The 18,037-nt window shown below is 74.3% G+C and carries 17 protein-coding genes; 12 read left to right on the top strand and 5 right to left on the bottom strand.

What is annotated here, in order from left to right:
• Positions 1-80 precede the first annotated feature (80 nt).
• The 4 genes from ACFUC1_RS05780 to ACFUC1_RS05795 all read right to left on the bottom strand — a co-directional run bounded on the left by ACFUC1_RS05780 (position 81) and on the right by ACFUC1_RS05795 (position 4,453).
• On the bottom strand, positions 81-548 hold the full coding sequence (locus tag ACFUC1_RS05780) for an Rv0909 family putative TA system antitoxin (protein ID WP_379117550.1): 468 nt from the start codon (positions 546-548) through the stop codon (positions 81-83).
• A gap of 188 nt (positions 549-736) precedes the next feature.
• Positions 737-2,152 carry an NAD(P)H-quinone dehydrogenase gene (locus tag ACFUC1_RS05785; RefSeq protein WP_379117552.1) on the bottom strand — a complete coding sequence of 472 codons (1,416 nt, stop codon included), beginning with the start codon at positions 2,150-2,152 and terminating at the stop codon, positions 737-739.
• 91 nt (positions 2,153-2,243) lie between these two features.
• Positions 2,244-3,545, bottom strand: coding sequence for a YncE family protein (locus tag ACFUC1_RS05790; protein ID WP_379117554.1), 1,302 nt, complete (start codon positions 3,543-3,545; stop codon positions 2,244-2,246).
• Positions 3,542-4,453, bottom strand: coding sequence for a polysaccharide deacetylase family protein (locus ACFUC1_RS05795; protein ID WP_379117556.1), 912 nt, complete (start codon positions 4,451-4,453; stop codon positions 3,542-3,544). The genes ACFUC1_RS05790 and ACFUC1_RS05795 overlap by 4 nt, the downstream gene beginning before the upstream one ends.
• An 83-nt stretch (positions 4,454-4,536) precedes the next feature.
• On the opposite strand from ACFUC1_RS05795, the gene ACFUC1_RS05800 reads away from it, so the two are divergent.
• Entirely contained in the window at positions 4,537-5,388 is an 852-nt protein-coding gene (locus tag ACFUC1_RS05800) for a purine-nucleoside phosphorylase (RefSeq protein WP_379117558.1), read from the top strand.
• 12 nt (positions 5,389-5,400) lie between these two features.
• Positions 5,401-7,110 (top strand): phospho-sugar mutase, encoded by a 1,710-nt coding sequence (locus ACFUC1_RS05805; protein ID WP_379117560.1) that lies wholly within the window; start codon positions 5,401-5,403, stop codon positions 7,108-7,110.
• 82 nt (positions 7,111-7,192) lie between these two features.
• Here the strand turns inward: ACFUC1_RS05805 and ACFUC1_RS05810 are convergent, their stop codons facing one another.
• Positions 7,193-7,684 (bottom strand): hypothetical protein, encoded by a 492-nt coding sequence (locus ACFUC1_RS05810; RefSeq protein ID WP_379117562.1) that lies wholly within the window; start codon positions 7,682-7,684, stop codon positions 7,193-7,195.
• 158 nt (positions 7,685-7,842) lie between these two features.
• On the opposite strand from ACFUC1_RS05810, the gene ACFUC1_RS05815 reads away from it, so the two are divergent.
• The 10 genes from ACFUC1_RS05815 to ACFUC1_RS05860 all read left to right on the top strand — a co-directional run bounded on the left by ACFUC1_RS05815 (position 7,843) and on the right by ACFUC1_RS05860 (position 18,035).
• Entirely contained in the window at positions 7,843-8,205 is a 363-nt protein-coding gene (locus tag ACFUC1_RS05815; protein ID WP_379117564.1) for a response regulator transcription factor, read from the top strand.
• A gap of 144 nt (positions 8,206-8,349) precedes the next feature.
• Positions 8,350-9,633 carry a S1C family serine protease gene (locus ACFUC1_RS05820; protein ID WP_379117566.1) on the top strand — a complete coding sequence of 428 codons (1,284 nt, stop codon included), beginning with the start codon at positions 8,350-8,352 and terminating at the stop codon, positions 9,631-9,633.
• A 66-nt stretch (positions 9,634-9,699) separates the two neighbouring features.
• Positions 9,700-10,704 (top strand): deoxyribose-phosphate aldolase, encoded by a 1,005-nt coding sequence (deoC, locus tag ACFUC1_RS05825; RefSeq protein WP_379117568.1) that lies wholly within the window; start codon positions 9,700-9,702, stop codon positions 10,702-10,704.
• A 77-nt stretch (positions 10,705-10,781) separates the two neighbouring features.
• On the top strand, positions 10,782-12,230 hold the full coding sequence (locus tag ACFUC1_RS05830) for an aldehyde dehydrogenase family protein (protein WP_379117570.1): 1,449 nt from the start codon (positions 10,782-10,784) through the stop codon (positions 12,228-12,230).
• A complete protein-coding gene (locus tag ACFUC1_RS05835) occupies positions 12,227-13,147 on the top strand; it encodes an aldehyde dehydrogenase family protein (protein WP_379117572.1) in 921 nt (306 codons plus the stop codon). Before ACFUC1_RS05830 ends, ACFUC1_RS05835 begins: the two co-directional genes overlap by 4 nt.
• Positions 13,144-13,746 carry a uridine kinase gene (locus ACFUC1_RS05840; protein WP_379117574.1) on the top strand — a complete coding sequence of 201 codons (603 nt, stop codon included), beginning with the start codon at positions 13,144-13,146 and terminating at the stop codon, positions 13,744-13,746. The genes ACFUC1_RS05835 and ACFUC1_RS05840 overlap by 4 nt, the downstream gene beginning before the upstream one ends.
• 113 nt (positions 13,747-13,859) lie before the next feature.
• Positions 13,860-15,029, top strand: coding sequence for a glycerophosphoryl diester phosphodiesterase membrane domain-containing protein (locus ACFUC1_RS05845; RefSeq protein ID WP_379117576.1), 1,170 nt, complete (start codon positions 13,860-13,862; stop codon positions 15,027-15,029).
• Positions 15,026-15,700 (top strand): DUF4129 domain-containing protein, encoded by a 675-nt coding sequence (locus ACFUC1_RS05850; RefSeq protein WP_379117578.1) that lies wholly within the window; start codon positions 15,026-15,028, stop codon positions 15,698-15,700. The genes ACFUC1_RS05845 and ACFUC1_RS05850 overlap by 4 nt, the downstream gene beginning before the upstream one ends.
• Positions 15,697-16,932, top strand: coding sequence for a DUF4350 domain-containing protein (locus tag ACFUC1_RS05855; RefSeq protein WP_379117581.1), 1,236 nt, complete (start codon positions 15,697-15,699; stop codon positions 16,930-16,932). Before ACFUC1_RS05850 ends, ACFUC1_RS05855 begins: the two co-directional genes overlap by 4 nt.
• Positions 16,929-18,035 (top strand): AAA family ATPase, encoded by a 1,107-nt coding sequence (locus ACFUC1_RS05860; protein WP_379117584.1) that lies wholly within the window; start codon positions 16,929-16,931, stop codon positions 18,033-18,035. Before ACFUC1_RS05855 ends, ACFUC1_RS05860 begins: the two co-directional genes overlap by 4 nt.
• Positions 18,036-18,037: the final 2 nt, after the last annotated feature.

The raw sequence follows: 18,037 nt of genomic DNA on the forward strand, positions 1-18,037 counted from the left end.
TATACGAGCCCGAGCCGCCGGGAGCAGGCGGCGCGCGCTGCCCGGCAGGTCGCGCTACGTCGGGGTTCGTCGGGTGCCGGTCAGGACCGGACCGGACCACCGCTGTCCGGCTGGTCCCCACCGGGGGCCGGCTCGACGGGCTGCGGCTCGCCCTGCTGGGTCGGGCCGCCCTGCGGCAACGGGTCGGCGTCCGGGTCCGTGGGCTCCGGGGTGGTGGGCACGTCCGCGGGCGACCCGGCGTCGACGGGCCGCGCAAACTCGGGGTCGCCGGTGCCCGGGCTGGGGTTGGGCGCCGGCACCGGGCTGTCCTGCGACGCCGGCGGCGGCTCCGGCGACGACCCGGGGCCCGGCTCGGGGTCGGCCGGGAGGCCCTGCGGCGGCAGCCCGAGCTTGTCGCGCAGGATGTCGCCACCCTTGTCCACCTGGTCGGCGTACCGACCGCCCGTGCGCTGGTCGATGAGGTCCTCGACCTTCTCGATCGCCGAGTCGGCCTTGTCGGGGTTCCCCTTCGCGAAGTCCTTGATCTTGTCGAGCCACTCGCCAGCCATCGTCTGCCTCCGGTTGGAACGGGTCGTGCCGGGTACCGGGCGGCACCCGCCGTGCGACCCGACCCTACCGACGCCCGGCCGACCCGGCCCGTCCTGCAAACCCACTTGTTGCCACGTGGTCGTCACCGGCACGGCCGCTGGACGCCTTCGTGACCACGAGGTGGCAACAAGAGGAGGTCGGAGACGGGTCAGCCGCGGGGGTGGAGCTGGCGTGCGGCCTCGGCGATCGAGCCGGAGAGCGACGGGTACACCGTGAAGGTGCCCGCGAGCTGGTCCACCGTCAGCCCGTGCTGGACCGCGATCGTGACCGGGTAGATGAGCTCGGACGCCTTCGGCGCCACGACCACCCCACCGACGACGGTGCCGACCCCGCGGCGGGCGAAGAGCTTGACGAAGCCGTCGGTGATCCCCTGCATCTTGGCGCGCGGGTTGGTCGCGAGCGGCAGCATCACGCAGGTCGCGTCGACGGTGTCGTCGTCGACGTCCTTCTGCGAGTAGCCGACCGTGGCGATCTCGGGGTCGGTGAAGATGTTGGCCGAGACGCCGCGCAGGTTGAGTGGGGCCACCGCGTCGCCGAGGGCGTGGGCCATGGCGATCCGCCCCTGCATGGCAGCCACCGACGCCAGCGGCAGCACCCCGGTGCAGTCGCCCGCGGCGTACACGCCTCGCACGGACGTGCGCGAGACCCGGTCGGTGACGACGTGGCCGGACTCGCTCAGGGCGACCCCGACCTCCTCGAGGCCGAGCCCGGAGGTCTGCGGGACCGAGCCCACGGCGAGCAGGGCGTGCGAGCCCTCGACCTGGCGGCCGTCGACGAGCCGCACCACGACGCCGTCGTCGGTGCGCCGGACGGACTCCATCCGAGAGCGACCGAGGACCTCCATGCCGCGCTTGCGGAAGACGTCCTCGATGACCGTGGCGGCGTCGGCGTCCTCACCGGGCAGGACCCGGTCGCGCGACGACACGAGGGTCACCCGGGCGCCGAGTCCGAGGTAGGCCTGCGCCAGCTCTGCGCCCGTGACCCCCGAACCGACGACGACCAGGTGCTCGGGCAGCTCCGGCAGCTCGTAGATCTGCTGCCAGGTGAGGATGCGCTCCCCGTCGGGCCGCGCGGTGTCCATGACGCGCGGCGTGGCGCCGGTGGCGACGAGCACCACGTCCGCGTCCAGGGCGCGGGTCGAGCCGTCCTCGAGCGTGGCCTCGACGCGGGAGGGCGACAGCAGCCGGCCAGTCCCCCGCAGGACCTCGACGCCGTCGGACGCCAGGCGCTCACCGATGTCACGGGACTGCGCGGCGGCGAGCGCCATGACGCGGCGGTTCACGGCGAGGAGCTCGGCGACCGAGTCGGACACCTCGTCGCCCTCGTGGTCCTCGAGGTGCAGGCCGAGGTCGGAGGCGGTCTCGAACTGGGAGCGGAAGTCGGCCGTGGAGATGAGCGCCTTGGACGGCACGCAGTCGGTCAGCACCGCCGCGCCCCCGAGGCCGTCACGGTCCACGACCGTCACGGACGCGCCGAGCTGGGCGGCGACGAGGGCGGCCTCGTACCCGCCGGGACCGCCACCGAGGATCACGACGGAGGGCTGGGGCGCGTTCACGGCCCCCATCCAACCACTGCGCCACGGAGGCCCCGGCACCGCGTCACGCGGCCGCCCAGGCACCGCGCCGGGCCCGCCTCCCCGGGGGGACGGAGCACCGTCAGCGCATGTTGCCCGTGTGACCCAGCGAGTACCTGCCGGGCTGTGGCCAGACGCACAGGCCGTGCGGGCCGCTGTCGACCTTGATCTTGTGGGTGACCTGACCGGTCGTGGTGTCGAAGACGTAGACGACGCCGTTGTACCGGCCGCTCATCCACAGCTCCTTGCCGTCGGCCGAGACCCCACCCATGTCGGGGCTGCCGCCACCGGGGATGGTCCACAGCGCCACCTTGGCCAGGGTGCGGCTGTCGAGCACCGTGATGGTCCCCGCGTCGCGGTTGGAGACGTAGAGGCGGGTGGCGTCGCGCGAGGGGTAGATGCCGTGTGCGCCCATCCCGGTCTGGATGAACCGGGAGAACTTCAGCGTCTTGGCGTCGATGACCCACACGCCGTTGCGCAGCATGTCCGCAGCGAGGAACCACCGGCCGTCCGGGCTGAGCCGGACGTCCTGCGGCATCGCGGAGGCGCCGGGCATGAGGCCCTGCTTCGGGCTGCCGGGCATGTTCATCGCCTCGTGCGGCGACGTCGCCCCGGGAGTCGTGATGGCGTTGAGGTCGATGACCTGCCGGACCTTGGTGGCGTCGGCGTCGATGACCAGGAGCTTGCCGCTGAACTCGCAGCTGGCCACGAAGAAGCTCTGGTCGGCGCTGAAGTCCGCGTGGTTGACGCCGTGGCACGGCACCGGGAGCGAGCGCTGCAGCGCCATGGTCTGCGGGTCGCGGACGTCGATCCGGCGCAGCCGCTCGGCCATGACGAGGGCGTGCTTGCCGTTGGGGGTGAAGTACAGGTTGTACGGGTCGACGACCGGGACCCGCTTGCCCTGACGGCCCGTCGTCGGGTCGATCGGGATGAGGTCGTTGCCGAGGTCGTCGTTGACCCAGAGCGTCTTGAGGTCCCAGGACGGCACGACGTGCTGCGGCTCGCGCCCGGTGCTGAAGCGTCGGATGACCGTGTAGGTCTTGGGGTCGATGACCTGCACGGTGTTGGACATCGTGTTGGGCACGTAGACGAGCCGACGGGCCGCAGCTGCGGCCGGGGCGAGCATGCCGGCGGCGTCGTGCTGGTAGACGTTCGTCGTGGCCGACGTGGTCGTCGTGGGCGGGGTGGACCGCGTGGCCGAGCTCGCGGTGGGGCGCCCCTTCGTGGGCGTCCCCGCCGTGTCGTCCACCGACGAGCTGCATGCCCCCAGGGCGAGGGCGGCGGCGGTGACCGTGGCAAGGACGGCGAGGGTACGGGTCGAGGCACGGCCGACCGACGTGGCGCGTGGCCCCCGACGGGGCACCCGCGTGCGCGCTGCGCTCATGCGGCGTCTCGAAGGAGGGTGCTGAGGCCGACGGGGCGCAGCCCCATCCGCGACAGGTCGGTGAGGATCCCGGGAAGGGCCTCCACCGTCCCTGCGTGGCCCAGGTGCAGGCTCACGATGGAGCCAGCCCTGACCTGGGCGCGGGTGCGCTGGCGGACCGCGGCAGCGCCGGGGTCGAGGAAGTCCTGCGGATCGACGTCGTACGACACGCAGCGAGCGTAACCGGCGGCGCGGGCTGCGTCGCGGATGCGCGCCGTGCTGTGGAGCGTGCCGCTCGGGCGGAACCACCAGCCCGCCGTCCCGACGGCCTGCTCGAGCGCCTTGACGCCTCGGGCCACCTCCGACGCAGCCGTCGCGGCGTCTAGGGTCTTCATCTGCTGGTGGCTCCAGGTGTGGTTGCCCAGCTCGTGCCCGCCGGCGAGGACGGCGCGTGCGAGCTCCGGCGCCGCCTGCACCCAGGTCCCCACCGCGAACACGGTGATGTGGGCACCGGCGGAGGCGCACTCGGCCAGCACCTGGCGGGTCAGGGAGGCGGGGCCCTGCCCGTGGAAGGTGAGCGCGACCTCCGAGCGGTCACGCGGGCCGTTGACGATGTCGTCCCCGGGGGTCGAGGCGATCCTCGGGCGGACGAGCCCCGTGCTCCCGGTGGCACTGGTCGACGCAGTCCCGGAGGCCGGGGCGCTCGGTGCCCGGCTGGAGCCGGTCGGCGAGCTCGGTGCGCCGCTCGCCGAGCCGGTCGCGCCGGCGCCCGAATCGGGGGCGGAGCAGGCGGCCGCGGTGAGGGCGACCGCCGCTGCCCCGAGCACGGCCCTGCGCGTCGGCGCGGGTGCCGCACCCCCTGAGGGCGCGGGTGCCGCGCCCTCCGCTCCGGGATCGGGCTGGACGGCCTCGGCATCGGTGCTGTTCACGCCGGACATGGTCGCAGGGCAAATTGGGAAGTCGATCAAGACGCGCCCACGCGCCCCGCCCCACCCGTGGCTACGCTTCCCGGGTGAGCGAGCAGAGCCGCCCGTCGTCGGGCACCCCTGACCTGGCCGACCCGGACACGGACCCCTTCGAGGTGGCGCGTGCCGCGGCCGCTGTCATCGCCGAGCGGACCGGCGCCCGGCGCCACGACGTGGCCCTCGTCCTGGGCTCCGGCTGGGGCCAGACCGGGGACCTCGTCGGGGAGACGCTGGCGACGATCGACAACGAGGACGTCCCCGGCTTCGGACGGGCAGCCGTCGCCGGCCACTCGGGCACCATGCGCTCGGTCGCGATCGGCGACACCGGCAGGCGAGCGCTCGTCTACGGCACCCGCACCCACTTCTACGAGGGCCGGGGCGTGCGCTCCGTGGTCCACGCCGTGCGCACCGCTGCCGCCGCGGGCTGCTCGACCATCGTCCTGACCAACGGCTGCGGCGGGCTCAACCCCGCCTGGCGGCCCGGCACCCCGGTCCTCATCCGCGACCACATCAACCTCACGGCGCACTCCCCGGTCGAGGGCGCGAACTTCGTCGACCTGACCGACCTCTACTCGCCGCGCCTGCGCGAGCTCGCGCGCACCGTCGACCCCGACCTCGACGAGGGCGTCTACGTGCAGTTCCGGGGCCCGCACTACGAGACCCCGGCCGAGGTGCAGATGGCCAAGGTGATCGGCGGCGACCTCGTCGGCATGTCGACCACCCTCGAGGCGATCGCGGCCCGCCAGAGCGGGCTCGAGGTGCTCGGCATCTCGCTCGTGACGAACCTCGCCGCCGGCATCAGCGACCAGCCCCTCTCGCACGAGGAGGTCCTCGAGGCGGGCCGGGCCGCCGCGGAACGGTGCGGTCGGCTGCTCGCCGCCGTCGTCGGCCGGATCTGAGAGGAGCACCCCATGACGTATGCCGCGCGCCACGGTCGCGACGGGTCCACGCCCGAGGCCCACGGTCACGAGGACGAGCTCGTCGAGGCCGCCCAGCACTGGATCGACGACGACCCCGACCACGACACCCGCGTCGAGCTCGGCGAGGTCCTCGGGCGCGCCAAGCAGGGCGACGAGGAGGCGCTGGCCGACCTCTCGGACCGGTTCGCCGGGATGCTCGAGTTCGGGACCGCCGGGCTGCGCGGCGCCCTCGGCGCCGGGCCCAACCGGATGAACCGCGCCGTGGTCATCCGTGCGGCAGCCGGGCTCACGGCATACCTCAAGGAGACCGACGCCGAGCCCTTCCTGGTGATCGGCTACGACGCTCGGACCAAGTCCGACGTCTTCGCCCGTGACACCGCGGCGGTCGTCGTCGGGGCGGGCGGCCGGGCCGCGGTCCTGCCGCACGTGCTGCCGACCCCCGTGCTCGCCTTCGCCATCCGCCACCTCGGCGCCGACGCCGGCGTGATGGTCACCGCGAGCCACAACCCGCCCCAGGACAACGGGTACAAGGTCTACCTCGGCGACGGGTCGCAGATCGTCCCGCCGTCCGACAGCCGGATCGCCGGGCACATCGCACGGGTCGAGCAGGTTGCCGACGTGCCGCTCGCCGACGACGGCTGGGAGACCCTCGGCGACGACGTGCTCGAGGCCTACCTCGACGCGACCGCGCGAGTGGTCTCCCCCGACAGCCCGCGCGACCTGTCGGTGGTGCACACCGCCCTGCACGGCGTCGGGAGCGACACCCTCATGCAGGTCTTCGAGCGGGCCGGTTTCCCCGCGCCCACGCCGGTGGCCAGCCAGCAGCACCCGGACGCAGCCTTCCCCACCGTCACCTTCCCCAACCCGGAGGAGCCGGGCGCCATCGATGCGGCGCTCGCCCTCGCGGAGGAGGTCCGGCCCGACATCGTCCTGGCCAACGACCCCGACGCCGACCGGTGCGCCGTCGCCGTCCCCGACGGCGGGAAGTGGCACATGCTGCGAGGGGACGAGGTGGGGGCCCTGCTCGGCGCGCACCTGCTGGCCCGGGGCGTGCCCCAGGACGCCGTGTTCGCCAACTCGATCGTCTCCTCGCGGCTGCTCGCGGCGATGGCGAAGGACGCCGGCATCCGCCACGAGGAGACGCTCACCGGCTTCAAGTGGATCTCGCGGGTGGAGTGGCTGCGCTACGGCTACGAGGAGGCGCTGGGCTACTGCGTCGACCCCGCGACGGTGCGCGACAAGGACGGCGTGAGCGCCTGCCTGCTCATGGCCGAGCTCGCCGCCACCCTCAAGGCGGAGGGTCGCAGCCTCACCGACCTGCTCGACGAGCTCGCGGTGAAGCACGGCGTGCACGCCACCGACTCGTTCTCGGTGCGGGTGGCGGACCTGTCGCTCATCGGCACGGTGATGGCGCGGCTGCGCGAGCAGCCCCCGACCGACATCGGCGGGACCACCGTCGCGCGTGCCGACGACCTGGCCGAGGGCAGCGAGTCGCTGCCGCCGACCGACGGCCTGCGCTACCACCTCGAGGACGGCAGCCGGGTCATCGTCCGGCCGTCCGGCACCGAGCCCAAGCTCAAGGTCTACCTCGAGGTGGTCGAGCCGGTCGCCGACGAGGACGCCCTCGGCGAGGCCAAGGCCGTCGCCGCGGGGCGCCTGGCGGCCCTGCGCGAGGCGATGGCGGCCCTCACCGCCGCCTGAGCCCTGGGACCGGCGGGGCCCTCCGCCCGGCTGGGCTTTCCGTTCGGCTGGGACTCGCGCCCGGGATCAGACGCGCGCCCGGCTAGGACTTCCGCCAGAACCGCTTCCGGACCGGCGACGCGTCGGCCGGGTCGGGGGACGGCGTGCCGACGTCGGCGTCGTCCACCGCTCGCCCCTCGCCCTCGAAGTCCTGGGCCCCACCCTCGAGGGCGACGAGCAGCAGGCTGACGAAGTAGCCGGCCCCCTGGTCCCCCGTGACCGCCTCGAGCTCCACCTGGCCCTCCTCGACGAGGAAGGTGAAGGCGTCCAGGGCCGACAGGCGCAGCTCGGTGATCCACACCGCCTCGAGGAAGCTCGACACCTGGCGCGGCCGCGTGCCCGGCCGGTAGCGGACCAGGGCGACCAGCAGCCGCTCGGGGTCGTCGGTGACCTCCACCTCCACCTGGGCGAACATGACGCTCGCGACGAGCCGGCGACGCAACCGGGCGGCAGCGTCGGCCAGCGGCGCGCCGGAGGCGGGCGGCAGGTTGGTGGTCACCGCCTCGCGCAGCTGCATGAATTCCGCACGGTCCACGCGGGCGAGCGTGCCCGACCTGGGCGGAAACGGCAACGGCGGCCACCTCGCGGTGCGTCCCCCCGATCCGACCGGATCCGGGCCGCCGCACCATAGGGTTCGGGGTGAGGTTTCCGGCCGACCCTCCCGGCCGTGACGGCGCTCGGGAAGGACCAGCGATGAAGGTTCTCGTGGTCGAGGACGACCTGGACATCCAGGACCTCGTCGTCACCCTGCTCAGCCGCGACGGCCACACCGTGGTCGCCGAGGCGGAGGGCTGGGCCGGCCTGGCCGCCGCGCTGGCGCAGTCGCCCGACCTCGTGGTCCTCGACTGGATGATGCCGGGCATGAGCGGGGTCGAGGTCTGCCGCGCGCTTCGTGCCGACCCACGCACGCAGGACGTCCCCGTCCTGATGCTCACCTCCAAGGCGCAGGAGGCCGACATCGACCAGGCGTTCGCGGCGGGAGCCGACGACTACATGGTCAAGCCCTTCCGCGGGCGCGAGCTGGTCAGCCGGGTCCGGGACCTCGCGACCCGCTGACGGCACACCTGAAGGGGCCGGGGCCCGGTCGCACGTCGAGGGGCCGCACCCACAGCGCCCGCTCAGGCTCGGTACAGCCGGGGTCCACCCGTGCGGTGTGTCGTGGGGTCCATCGATCCCCGACCCGAACCGCAGGTGACCCCGATGCCGACCCTCCGCCGCCCCGTCGCCCTCTCCCTCGTCACTGCCGCCGCCCTGGCCGCGGGAGCCGTGGGCTACGGGGGCTACCAGCTCGAGAGCGCCCTCCGCTCCTCCGGCAGCGCGGTCGCGGTGGGCGGCACGAGCGCCGGCACCGAGCCGGCGCGCTGGGGTGGCCGCTGGTATGCCGGTGGCGCGTGGGACGGCGACGGCTGGTCGGGCTCGGGCGGCGATGCCTCGCTGGGCGACGGCTCGCTGGGCGCCGGCACGGGCAACGGCGGCACCACCGGTGGCACCGGGAGCGGTGGCACCGCTGGTGCCACCGGCAGCGCCGGGACCGCGACGGCCACCGGCACGACCACCGAGGCGACCGCGGGGCAGGTCCGGGGTGTCGTCGACATCGTCACGACGGTCGACTACGGCCAGTCCCAGGCCGCCGGCACCGGCATCGTCCTCACCTCCAGCGGCGAGGTGCTCACGAACAACCACGTCGTCGACGGCGCCACCACCATCACCGTGACCGTCCTGTCGACGGGTCGCAGCTACGGCGCCACGGTCGTCGGCACGAGTCCCGCCAACGACCTCGCGGTCCTGCGCCTGCGCGGCGCCAGCGGCCTCACCACGGCACCGATGGGCACGTCGGCGTCCCTCGCCGTCGGGCAGGCAGTCACCGGCGTGGGCAACGCCGGCAACGACCCCGGCACCTCCGCGGCCAGCGGCACGGTCACTGCCCTCGACCAGCAGGTCACGGCGAGCGACGGCGACGGCACGAGCGAGACCGTCACCGGCCTCGTCCGCACGAGCGCGCCGATCCAGGCCGGCGACTCCGGCGGACCCCTGCTCGACAGCGCGGGCAAGGTGGTCGGCATCGACACGGCGGCCGAGACGAGCGGCTACGGCGGCCAGACCGTCGCCGGCTACGCCATCCCGATCGACCACGCCCTCGACGTCGCGGCCGCCATCCTCTCCGGCACCGACGACGCGACCTACCACCAGGGCGTGCCTGCCTTCCTCGGCGTGCAGACCGGCGACTCGGGCACGTATGCCGGGTCGTCCGTGGCGGGCGTGCCCGTCCTCGGCGTGGTGAGCGGCTCCGCCGCCCAGGGCGCCGGGCTGCAGGCCGGGGACACCATCACCCGGGTGGGCGGGACCGCCGTCTCGTCCCAGACCGGGCTCACCGCCGTGCTGTCGCGGCGCTCGCCCGGCGACCGGGTCGTCGTCGACTGGGTCGACGCCGCGGGTGTGGCCCACCACGCAACCGTGACCCTCGGCTCCGGGCCGGCGGACTGACGCCCGACCCGGCGGGGGTGCGCCGGCCCGGCCGGGGGACCCCTGCGGCCCGGCTAGGATTGGTCGGTGAGCACCTCCCCCGCCGCGGCCCCCGTCGTCGACGCGACGGCGCGCGCCCGTGACCTCCTCGGCGTCTCGCGCCTGTCGAACAGCGCCCTGACGAGCTGGCTGCACGGCCTGCCCGGCGTCGACCAGGTCGGCTGCGAGGCCCGCGCCGCGTCCCTGGGCACGCGCTCGATCAAGACGACGTCGAAGGCGTGGGGCATCGACACCGCGATCTCGATGATCGACCTGACCACGCTCGAGGGCGCCGACACCCCCGGCAAGGTCCGCGGCCTGGCGTCCAAGGCGCTGAACCCGGACGCCACCGACATGACGACCCCGCGCCCCGCGGCCGTGTGCGTCTACGGCGACATGGTCGCGACCGCCAAGCAGGCCCTCGGCGCCGACAGCGGCGTCAAGGTCGCGGCGGTCGCAACCGCCTTCCCGAGCGGGCGGGCGATCATGCCCGTCAAGCTCGCCGACACCGCCGCGGCGGTCGACGCGGGCGCCGACGAGATCGACATGGTGATCGACCGGGGGGCGTTCCTGTCGGGCGACTACCTCACGGTGTTCCGCGAGATCGCGGCCGTGAAGGAGGCCTGCGGCTCGGCGCGGCTCAAGGTCATCATGGAGACCGGCGAGCTCGTGACGTACGACAACGTCCGCCGCGCCTCCTGGCTGTCGATGCTGGCCGGCGGCGACTTCATCAAGACCTCCACGGGCAAGGTCTCGCCCGCGGCGACCCTGCCCGTCACGCTCGTCATGCTCGAGGCGGTGCGCGACTGGCGCGACCTCACCGGCGAGATGGTCGGGGTCAAGCCCGCCGGTGGCATCCGCACCAGCAAGGACGCGCTCAAGTTCCTCGTCACCGTCAACGAGGTCGCGGGCGAGGACTGGCTCGACAACCACTGGTTCCGCTTCGGCGCCTCCAGCCTGCTCAACGACCTGCTGCTGCAGCGCCAGCGCATGCGGATCGGCGCCTACTCGGGCTCCGACTACGTCACCGACGACTCCCCCAGCCTGTACTGACGTCCCCCGCCGCGCCCACCGGCCGCGGCCCCCGCCCGTCCATCCTCCATCCGCACCGAACCGAGGACACGAACCCGATGGCCACCTTCGAGTACGCACCGGCACCCGAGTCGCGTGCCGTCGTCGACCTCCAGCCCTCCTACGGGCTGTTCATCGACGGCGAGTTCACGCAGTCCCAGGGCGGCTCGGCGTTCAAGTCGACCAACCCCGCCACCGAGGAGGTGCTCGCCGAGGTCACCGAGGCGAGCGAGGCCGACGTCGACCGCGCGGTCGCCGCGGCCCGGCGGGCGTACGACCGCGTCTGGAGCCGGATGTCCGGTGCCGACCGCGGCAAGTACCTCTTCCGCATCGCCCGCATCCTGCAGGAGCGCGCGCGAGAGTTCGCGGTGCTCGAGAGCCTCGACAACGGCAAGCCGATCAAGGAGAGCCGCGACGTCGACGTCCCGCTCGCGGCGGCGCACTTCTTCTACCACGCGGGCTGGGCCGACAAGCTCGACTACGCCGGCCTCGGCACGAACCCGCGACCGCACGGCGTCGTCGGCCAGGTCATCCCGTGGAACTTCCCGCTCCTCATGCTCGCGTGGAAAATCGCACCCGCGCTGGCCACCGGCAACACCGTCGTCATCAAGCCGGCCGAGACCACGCCGCTGTCGGCGCTGCTGTTCGCCGAGGTGCTCCAGCAGGCCGAGCTCCCGGCGGGCGTGGTCAACATCGTCACCGGCGCCGGCGCGACCGGCCAGGCCATCGTCGACCACCCGGGCATCGACAAGCTCGCGTTCACCGGCTCGACCGGCGTCGGCAAGATGATCGCCCGCTCGATCGCCGGCACCCGCAAGAAGGCCACCCTCGAGCTCGGGGGCAAGGCCGCGAACATCATCTTCGACGACGCCCCCATCGACCAGGCGGTCGAGGGCATCGTCAACGGCATCTTCTTCAACCAGGGCCACGTCTGCTGCGCCGGCTCCCGCCTGCTCGTCCAGGAGTCCATCGCCGACGAGGTCGACAAGCGGCTCAAGCGGCGCCTGGCCACCCTGCGCGTCGGCGACCCGCTCGACAAGAACACCGACGTGGGCGCGATCAACTCCCGCGCCCAGCTCGACCGCATCACCGAGCTGACCGCCGTCGGCGAGGCCGAGGGTGCCGAGCGCTGGGACAACGGCTGCGAGCTGCCGAGCAAGGGCTTCTGGTTCCGCCCGACCGTCTTCACCGGCGTCAGCCAGACGCACCGGATCGCCCAGGAGGAGATCTTCGGGCCGGTGCTGTCGGTGCTGACCTTCCGCACCCCCCACGAGGCGGTCGCCAAGGCGAACAACACCCCGTACGGCCTGTCCGCCGGCATCTGGACCGAGAAGGGCTCGCGCATCCTGTGGATGGCCGACCAGCTCCGGGCCGGCGTCGTGTGGGCCAACACGTTCAACAAGTTCGACCCGACCAGCCCCTTCGGCGGCTACAAGGAGTCCGGCTACGGCCGTGAGGGCGGGCGCCACGGCCTGTCCGCCTACGTCACGACGGGAGACGCCAAGTGAGCCCCACCGCCCAGAGGTCCGCCGCCGCGGACACCCGCCTGGACGTCCGCAAGACCTACAAGCTCTACATCGGCGGCAAGTTCCCCCGCTCGGAGTCCGGCCGCTCCTACGAGGTCGTCGACTCCCGCGGCCGGTTCCTCGCCAACGCGGCGCAGGGCTCACGCAAGGACGCCCGGGACGCCGTCGTCGCGGCCCGCGGCGCGTTCGCCGGCTGGGCCGGCGCCACGGCATACAACCGCGGCCAGGTCCTCTACCGCATCGCCGAGGTGATGGAGGGACGTCGCGCCCAGTTCGTCGCCGAGGTGCGTGCCGGCGAGGGCGTCACCGAGCGCCGCGCGGAGGCGCTCGTCAGCGCGTCCATCGACCGCTGGGTCTGGTATGCCGGGTGGGCCGACAAGCTCGCGCAGGTCCTCGGCGGGCTCAACCCCGTGGCCGGGCCGTACTTCGACATCTCCGCCCCCGAGCCGACCGGCGTCGTGGGCGCGCTCGCCCCGCAACGGTCCTCGCTGCTCGGCCTCGTGTCGGTCCTCGCCCCTGTCATCGTCTCCGGCAACACCGCCGTCGTGCTCACGAGCGAGCAGCGACCGCTGCCGGCGATCACGCTGTCCGAGGCCCTGGCGACCTCCGACGTCCCCGGTGGGGTCGTCAACATCGTCACCGGGCGCACCGCCGAGGTGGCGCCGTGGATCGCCTCGCACCGCGACGTCAACGCGATCGACCTCGCCGGCGCGGCCGACGCCGACGGCGTGAGCTGGGGCGACCTCGAGCTCGCCGCGGCCGAGAACCTCAAGCGGGTCGTGCGACCCGCCGGTGACGGTGCCGAGGCCGTCGAGCCGGACTGGACCCGCGAGCCCGACCTGTCCCGCGTCACCGCCTTCCTCGAGACCAAGACGGTCTGGCACCCCAAGGGCCGTTGACCTCGGCCCGCGTCGTCGTCCTCGCCGGCCCCAGCGGGGCCGGCAAGTCGCGCCTCGCCGCGCGGCTCCACGACGCCCACGGGTGGCCCATCGTTCGGCTGGACGACTTCTACCGCGACGAGGACGACCCGGCGATGCCGCGGTCGGCCGAGCTCGGCATCGTCGACTGGGACCACCCCGACTCGTGGAACCGCGAGGCCGCCGTGGAGGCGCTGGCCACGCTGGTCTCCACGGGGTCTGCCGCGACCCCGGTCTACGACATCGGCCTCAGCCGGGCCGTCGGCACCACGGTGGTCAGCGCCGGGCCTGACGACCTCGTCCTCACCGAGGGCATCTTCGCCGCCGAGATCATCGCCGACCTGAGCGAGCGCGGCCTGCTCGCCGGGGCGTACTGCGTCCACCACCACCGGTTGCTGACCTTCGCCTACCGCCTCCTGCGGGACCTGTCCGAGCGCCGCAAGCCGCCGTGGACGCTGGTCCGCCGCGGGCTCGCGCTCATGCGCGACGAGCCACGCGTCGTCGCCCGCCAGGAGGCCCTGGGTGCCCGCCCGGCCCGGGCCAGCGAGCTCGAGCCGCTGCTGTCCGCCCTGGCCCGCTGACGGGACGCACCTGCCGGAACCTCCCTGACGAGGTCCCCGAACGGCTCCGGGAACGCCCGCGGAGTTGGTAGGTTCGCACCACGCACGGGGTGGAGCAGGAGGGGGCAGGTCGGATGACGCAACCCGCGGGCGGCAACGGGAGTGCCGCGACGCCCGGCTGGTCCGCGCCCGGGTCCCCCACCCCTCCCGAGGCGCCGGTCGCGCCCGGAGCCGCCGCCCCGCCTGGGTCCCCCGTCCCCCCGCAGGCGCAGTACGCCCCGCCGCAGCCCCCGGCATACGCCGGCAGCGGTGCGCCCGGCACGGCGCTCCCGCCGGCCCACTGGTCCTCGGCCCTCACCGCGCACAAGCCGGGCATCATCCCGCTGCGGCCCCTGGGGCTCGGCGACATGATCGAGGGCGGCTTCGCGGCGATGCGGCGCAACCCGCGCACCTTCTTCGGGCTCGCGCTGCTCGTGACCCTCGCCGTCGTCGTCCTGCTCGGCACCCTCGGCGCCCTCGGCTACCTCGCCGCGACGACGTTCGGCGGCTCCGCCAGCGACGCCGTGCTCGCAGTGGGTGCCGTCGGTGGCCTCAGCCTGCTCTACGTGCTCACCGCCGTCACCGGCGTCGTCCTCACCGGCATGCTGTCCTACCCCGTCGGCGAGGCGGTCCTGGGCCGCAAGCCGACCACCGGCGAGGTGTGGCGGCACACGCGACGGATGATCCCCCGGCTGACGGGGCTCTGCCTGCTGATGCTCGTCCCCGTCGTCGTCGTCTTCGGCGGCCTCGTCGCCCTGGTCGTCCTCGCGTTCAGCCGCGGGTCGGACGCCGGCGGGGTGGTGGCGCTGCTTGCGGTGCTCGTGGCCGTGGGGCTCACCGCTTACCTGACGATCCGCGTGGTGCTGGCCACGCCGGCGCTGGTGCTCGAGGACCTCGGCGTCGTGGCGTCGCTCAAGCGCTCGTGGCGGCTGACCGAGGGGCGGTTCTGGCGGACCCTCGGCGTCCTCGTTGTGACCGGGCTGCTCGTCGGGATCGTCCAGCAGGTGCTCGGTTTCGGCTTCCAGTTCGCCGGGATGGCACTCGGGTTCGGCTTGGTGTCGACGACGCACGGCGACCCCAACGGACCGCTCTTCGCGCTCGCCACCGTCGGCACCTCCGTGCTCGGTGCCGGCCTGGCGGCCCTGCTCACCCAGCCGTTCTCGGCGGCGGTCTCCGCCCTGCTCTACACCGACGCGCGCATCCGGGCCGAGGGCTTCGACCTCGCCCTGGCCCGCGCGGTCTCCGGCGCCCCGGTGGGTCTGTGACGCTGTCGGCCCTCGCCGCGCTGCCCGCGCGGCTCGACCCCGGCAACGACGAGGCCCGCGCGTGGCTGCGCCAGGAGCTGTCCGACCCGGCATACCGCGACACCCGCGACCCGCTCCAGCGCGCGCTCGACGCGTTCGGCCGGTGGCTGTCGGACCTGCTCAGCGGGGTCCACGGGCCGTCGACGCCACTGCCGTCGGTGGTCGCCGGCCTCGTCGCGGTGCTGCTGCTGGTGCTCGGGATCGTTGCCCTGCGGTACGTGCGCCGCACCGCCCGACGGGCCGACGACAGCCCCCTGCCGGTGCTGGGCACCGAGGCCCTCACCGCGGCCGAGTACCGCGCCCGCGCCACCCGCGCGCTGGAGGAGGGCGGGTATGCCGCGTGCGTCCTCGACGCCGTGCGCGCCGTCGCGGCCGGGGCCGTCGAGCGGACGCTCCTGCAGGACGCGCCGTCGCTCACGGCCCGCGAGATCGCCGCGCGACTCGGACCGGTCTTCCCTCAGCACGCGACCGGGCTGCGCTCTGCGGCCGACCTCTTCGACGCCGTGGCCTACGGCGAGCAGCCCGCGTCCCGCCAGGAGGCGGAGGAGCTGCTGCGGCTGGAGCGGTCGGTGTCCGCGACCCGTCCGGTGCGCGTCGAGCCCGAACCCGCCGGTGCGGTGGTGCTGCCGTGACGCTGCAGGTCTGGGAGCGCGCGGCCGCGCGCGAGGCTACGCTGGACGCCTCCTCGGGCGCGCCGAGTGCTGGCGGGGCACCGGCTCGCGGCCGGCGACGCGCGCGCGGGCGGCTGCTCTGGGCCGGGGCGGTGCTGGTGGCGCTCGCCCTGGTCGCGCTCGCGGTCCAGGTGGGGCTGGCCCGGTCGGCCCACCGCGGCCAGGAGCTGGACCCGCAGAACACCGGCCCCGAGGGGGCGCGTGCCGTGGCCCGCGTCGTGGACGACAAGGGCACGCGGGTGCGGGTCGTCCGGAGCGAGGGCGCGCTCGACGGCGCCGAGGTCGACGGCCGCACCACGGTGGTCGTGACCCGCACCGACGCGCTGTCCGCCGAGACGGCACGCTCGATGCTCGACCACGCCCGCGGCGCGCGGCGGCTCGTGCTCGTCGCCCCCAGCCGGTTCCTGCTGACCGAGCTCGCGCTGCCGGTCGTGCCCGTCGCGCCGGCGACCGGTCCACGCGCGGTGCGGGCGGGGTGCAACCTCGACGGCCTCTCCCCGACCGACACGGTGGCGGGGGGCGCCGACCTGTACTCGTCCGAGGCCCCCGGAGCCACCCCGTGCTTCACCGTCGGCGACGGCTCCGGGCTGGTCTCCCTGCCGCCGTCCGGCGGCCACCCCGAGGTCGTGGTCCTCGGCGACACCCGCCTGCTGCGGAACGACTCGGTCACCCGCCTCGACGCCGCGGGTGTGGCCGTCCGGCTGCTCACCCGTGGCGACTCGGTGGTCTGGTACGTCCCGTCGTTCCTCGACGTCACGAGCAGTGACACCACGGCCACCTCTCCGGTCCCGAAGGCGATCGGACCGCTGGTGTTCCTGGCACTGTGGGCGCTGCTGGTGCTGATGGTCTGGCGCGGTCGTCGCTTCGGGCCGCTGGTGACCGAGCCGCTGCCCGCCGTCGTGAAGGCGATCGAGACGACCCAGAGCCGCGGCCGCCTCTACCGCAAGGCGGGTGACGCCGGTCGCGCCGGCGAGGCCCTGCGCGCCCGGACCGTCCGCCGCCTCGCCGCCCGGCTCGGCCTGCCCGCGGGCGCGTCCGCGGCGGCCGTGGCCCGGGCCGCGGCCGAGGCCACCGGCCAGGACGCGGCCCACGTCTCGGCCACGCTGGCCGGGCCTCCCCCCACCTCGGAGTCGGCCCTGGTCGACCTCGCCCACGACCTGTCGCAACTCGAGAAGGATGTGCGCCGCGCATGACCGACCACCCGACCACCCCCGCCCCGCCCACCGGGACCGCTGCGGCACCAGCCGGTGCCGCAGCCGCCGGCGCCGTCCCCGCAGGCAGCGTCCCGGCAGGCAGCGTCCCGGCAGGCGCAGTGCACACGCCCTCGGGGGCCCGCGACGAGCGGGACGAGCACGCCCGCGCCGCCCTCATGGCGGTGCGCACCGAGGTCGGCAAGGCCGTCGTGGGCCAGGACGCCGCCGTCGCAGGCATCCTCATCGCGCTGCTGTGCCGCGGGCACATCCTGCTCGAGGGGGTGCCCGGCGTGGCCAAGACCCTGCTCGTGCGCAGCGTCGCCGCGGCCCTGGACGTGCAGACGAAGCGGGTGCAGTTCACCCCCGACCTCATGCCGGGCGACGTCACCGGGTCCCTGGTCTATGACAACGCCACCTCGGAGTTCTCGTTCCGCGAGGGACCGGTCTTCACCAACCTGCTGCTGGCGGACGAGATCAACCGGACACCGCCCAAGACGCAGGCCTCCCTGCTCGAGGCGATGGAGGAGCGCCAGGTCTCCGTCGACGGCAGCCCGCGCCGGCTGCCGACGCCGTTCCTCGTGGCCGCCACCCAGAACCCCGTCGAGTACGAGGGCACCTACCCGTTGCCCGAGGCGCAGCTCGACCGGTTCCTGCTCAAGGCGGTCCTGCCGCTGCCGCCCCGCGAGGACGAGATCTCGGTGATCAGCCGCCACGCGGCCGGCTTCGACCCCCGCGACCTCGCGGCAGCCGGCCTGCGCGCGGTCGCGAGCGCCGATGACGTCGAGGCCGGCGCCGCCCGGGTCCGGCACGTCCAGGTGAGCCCGGAGGTCGCGGCATACATCGTGGACATCGCCCGGGCGACGCGGACCTCACCGTCCCTCTCCCTCGGGGTGAGCCCGCGCGGAGCCACCGCACTGCTGGCCACGAGCCGCGCCTGGGCGTGGCTCAACGGCCGCACCTTCGTCACGCCGGACGACGTGAAGTCGCTCGCGCAGGCGACGCTCGCGCACCGTCTCTCGCTGCGCCCCGAGGCCGAGCTGGAGGGTGTCGCGGTGTCGGCCGTGCTCGACGCCGCCATCGGCTCGGTGCCGGTGCCCCGCTGACC

Source organism: Pedococcus sp. NPDC057267, from assembly GCF_042668795.1.
Taxonomy (GTDB): domain Bacteria; phylum Actinomycetota; class Actinomycetes; order Actinomycetales; family Dermatophilaceae; genus Pedococcus.

Excerpts from the sequence above, each read along its gene's own strand:
- ACFUC1_RS05780 (WP_379117550.1), bottom strand. The coding sequence starts at position 548 with ATGGCTGGCGAGTGGCTCGACAAGATCAAGGACTTCGCGAAGGGGAAC.
- ACFUC1_RS05785 (WP_379117552.1), bottom strand. The coding sequence starts at position 2,152 with ATGGGGGCCGTGAACGCGCCCCAGCCCTCCGTCGTGATCCTCGGTGGC.
- ACFUC1_RS05790 (WP_379117554.1), bottom strand. The coding sequence starts at position 3,545 with ATGAGCGCAGCGCGCACGCGGGTGCCCCGTCGGGGGCCACGCGCCACG.
- ACFUC1_RS05805 (WP_379117560.1), top strand. The coding sequence starts at position 5,401 with ATGACGTATGCCGCGCGCCACGGTCGCGACGGGTCCACGCCCGAGGCC.
- ACFUC1_RS05815 (WP_379117564.1), top strand. The coding sequence starts at position 7,843 with ATGAAGGTTCTCGTGGTCGAGGACGACCTGGACATCCAGGACCTCGTC.
- ACFUC1_RS05820 (WP_379117566.1), top strand. The coding sequence starts at position 8,350 with ATGCCGACCCTCCGCCGCCCCGTCGCCCTCTCCCTCGTCACTGCCGCC.
- ACFUC1_RS05830 (WP_379117570.1), top strand. The coding sequence starts at position 10,782 with ATGGCCACCTTCGAGTACGCACCGGCACCCGAGTCGCGTGCCGTCGTC.
- ACFUC1_RS05845 (WP_379117576.1), top strand. The coding sequence starts at position 13,860 with ATGACGCAACCCGCGGGCGGCAACGGGAGTGCCGCGACGCCCGGCTGG.
- ACFUC1_RS05860 (WP_379117584.1), top strand. The coding sequence starts at position 16,929 with ATGACCGACCACCCGACCACCCCCGCCCCGCCCACCGGGACCGCTGCG.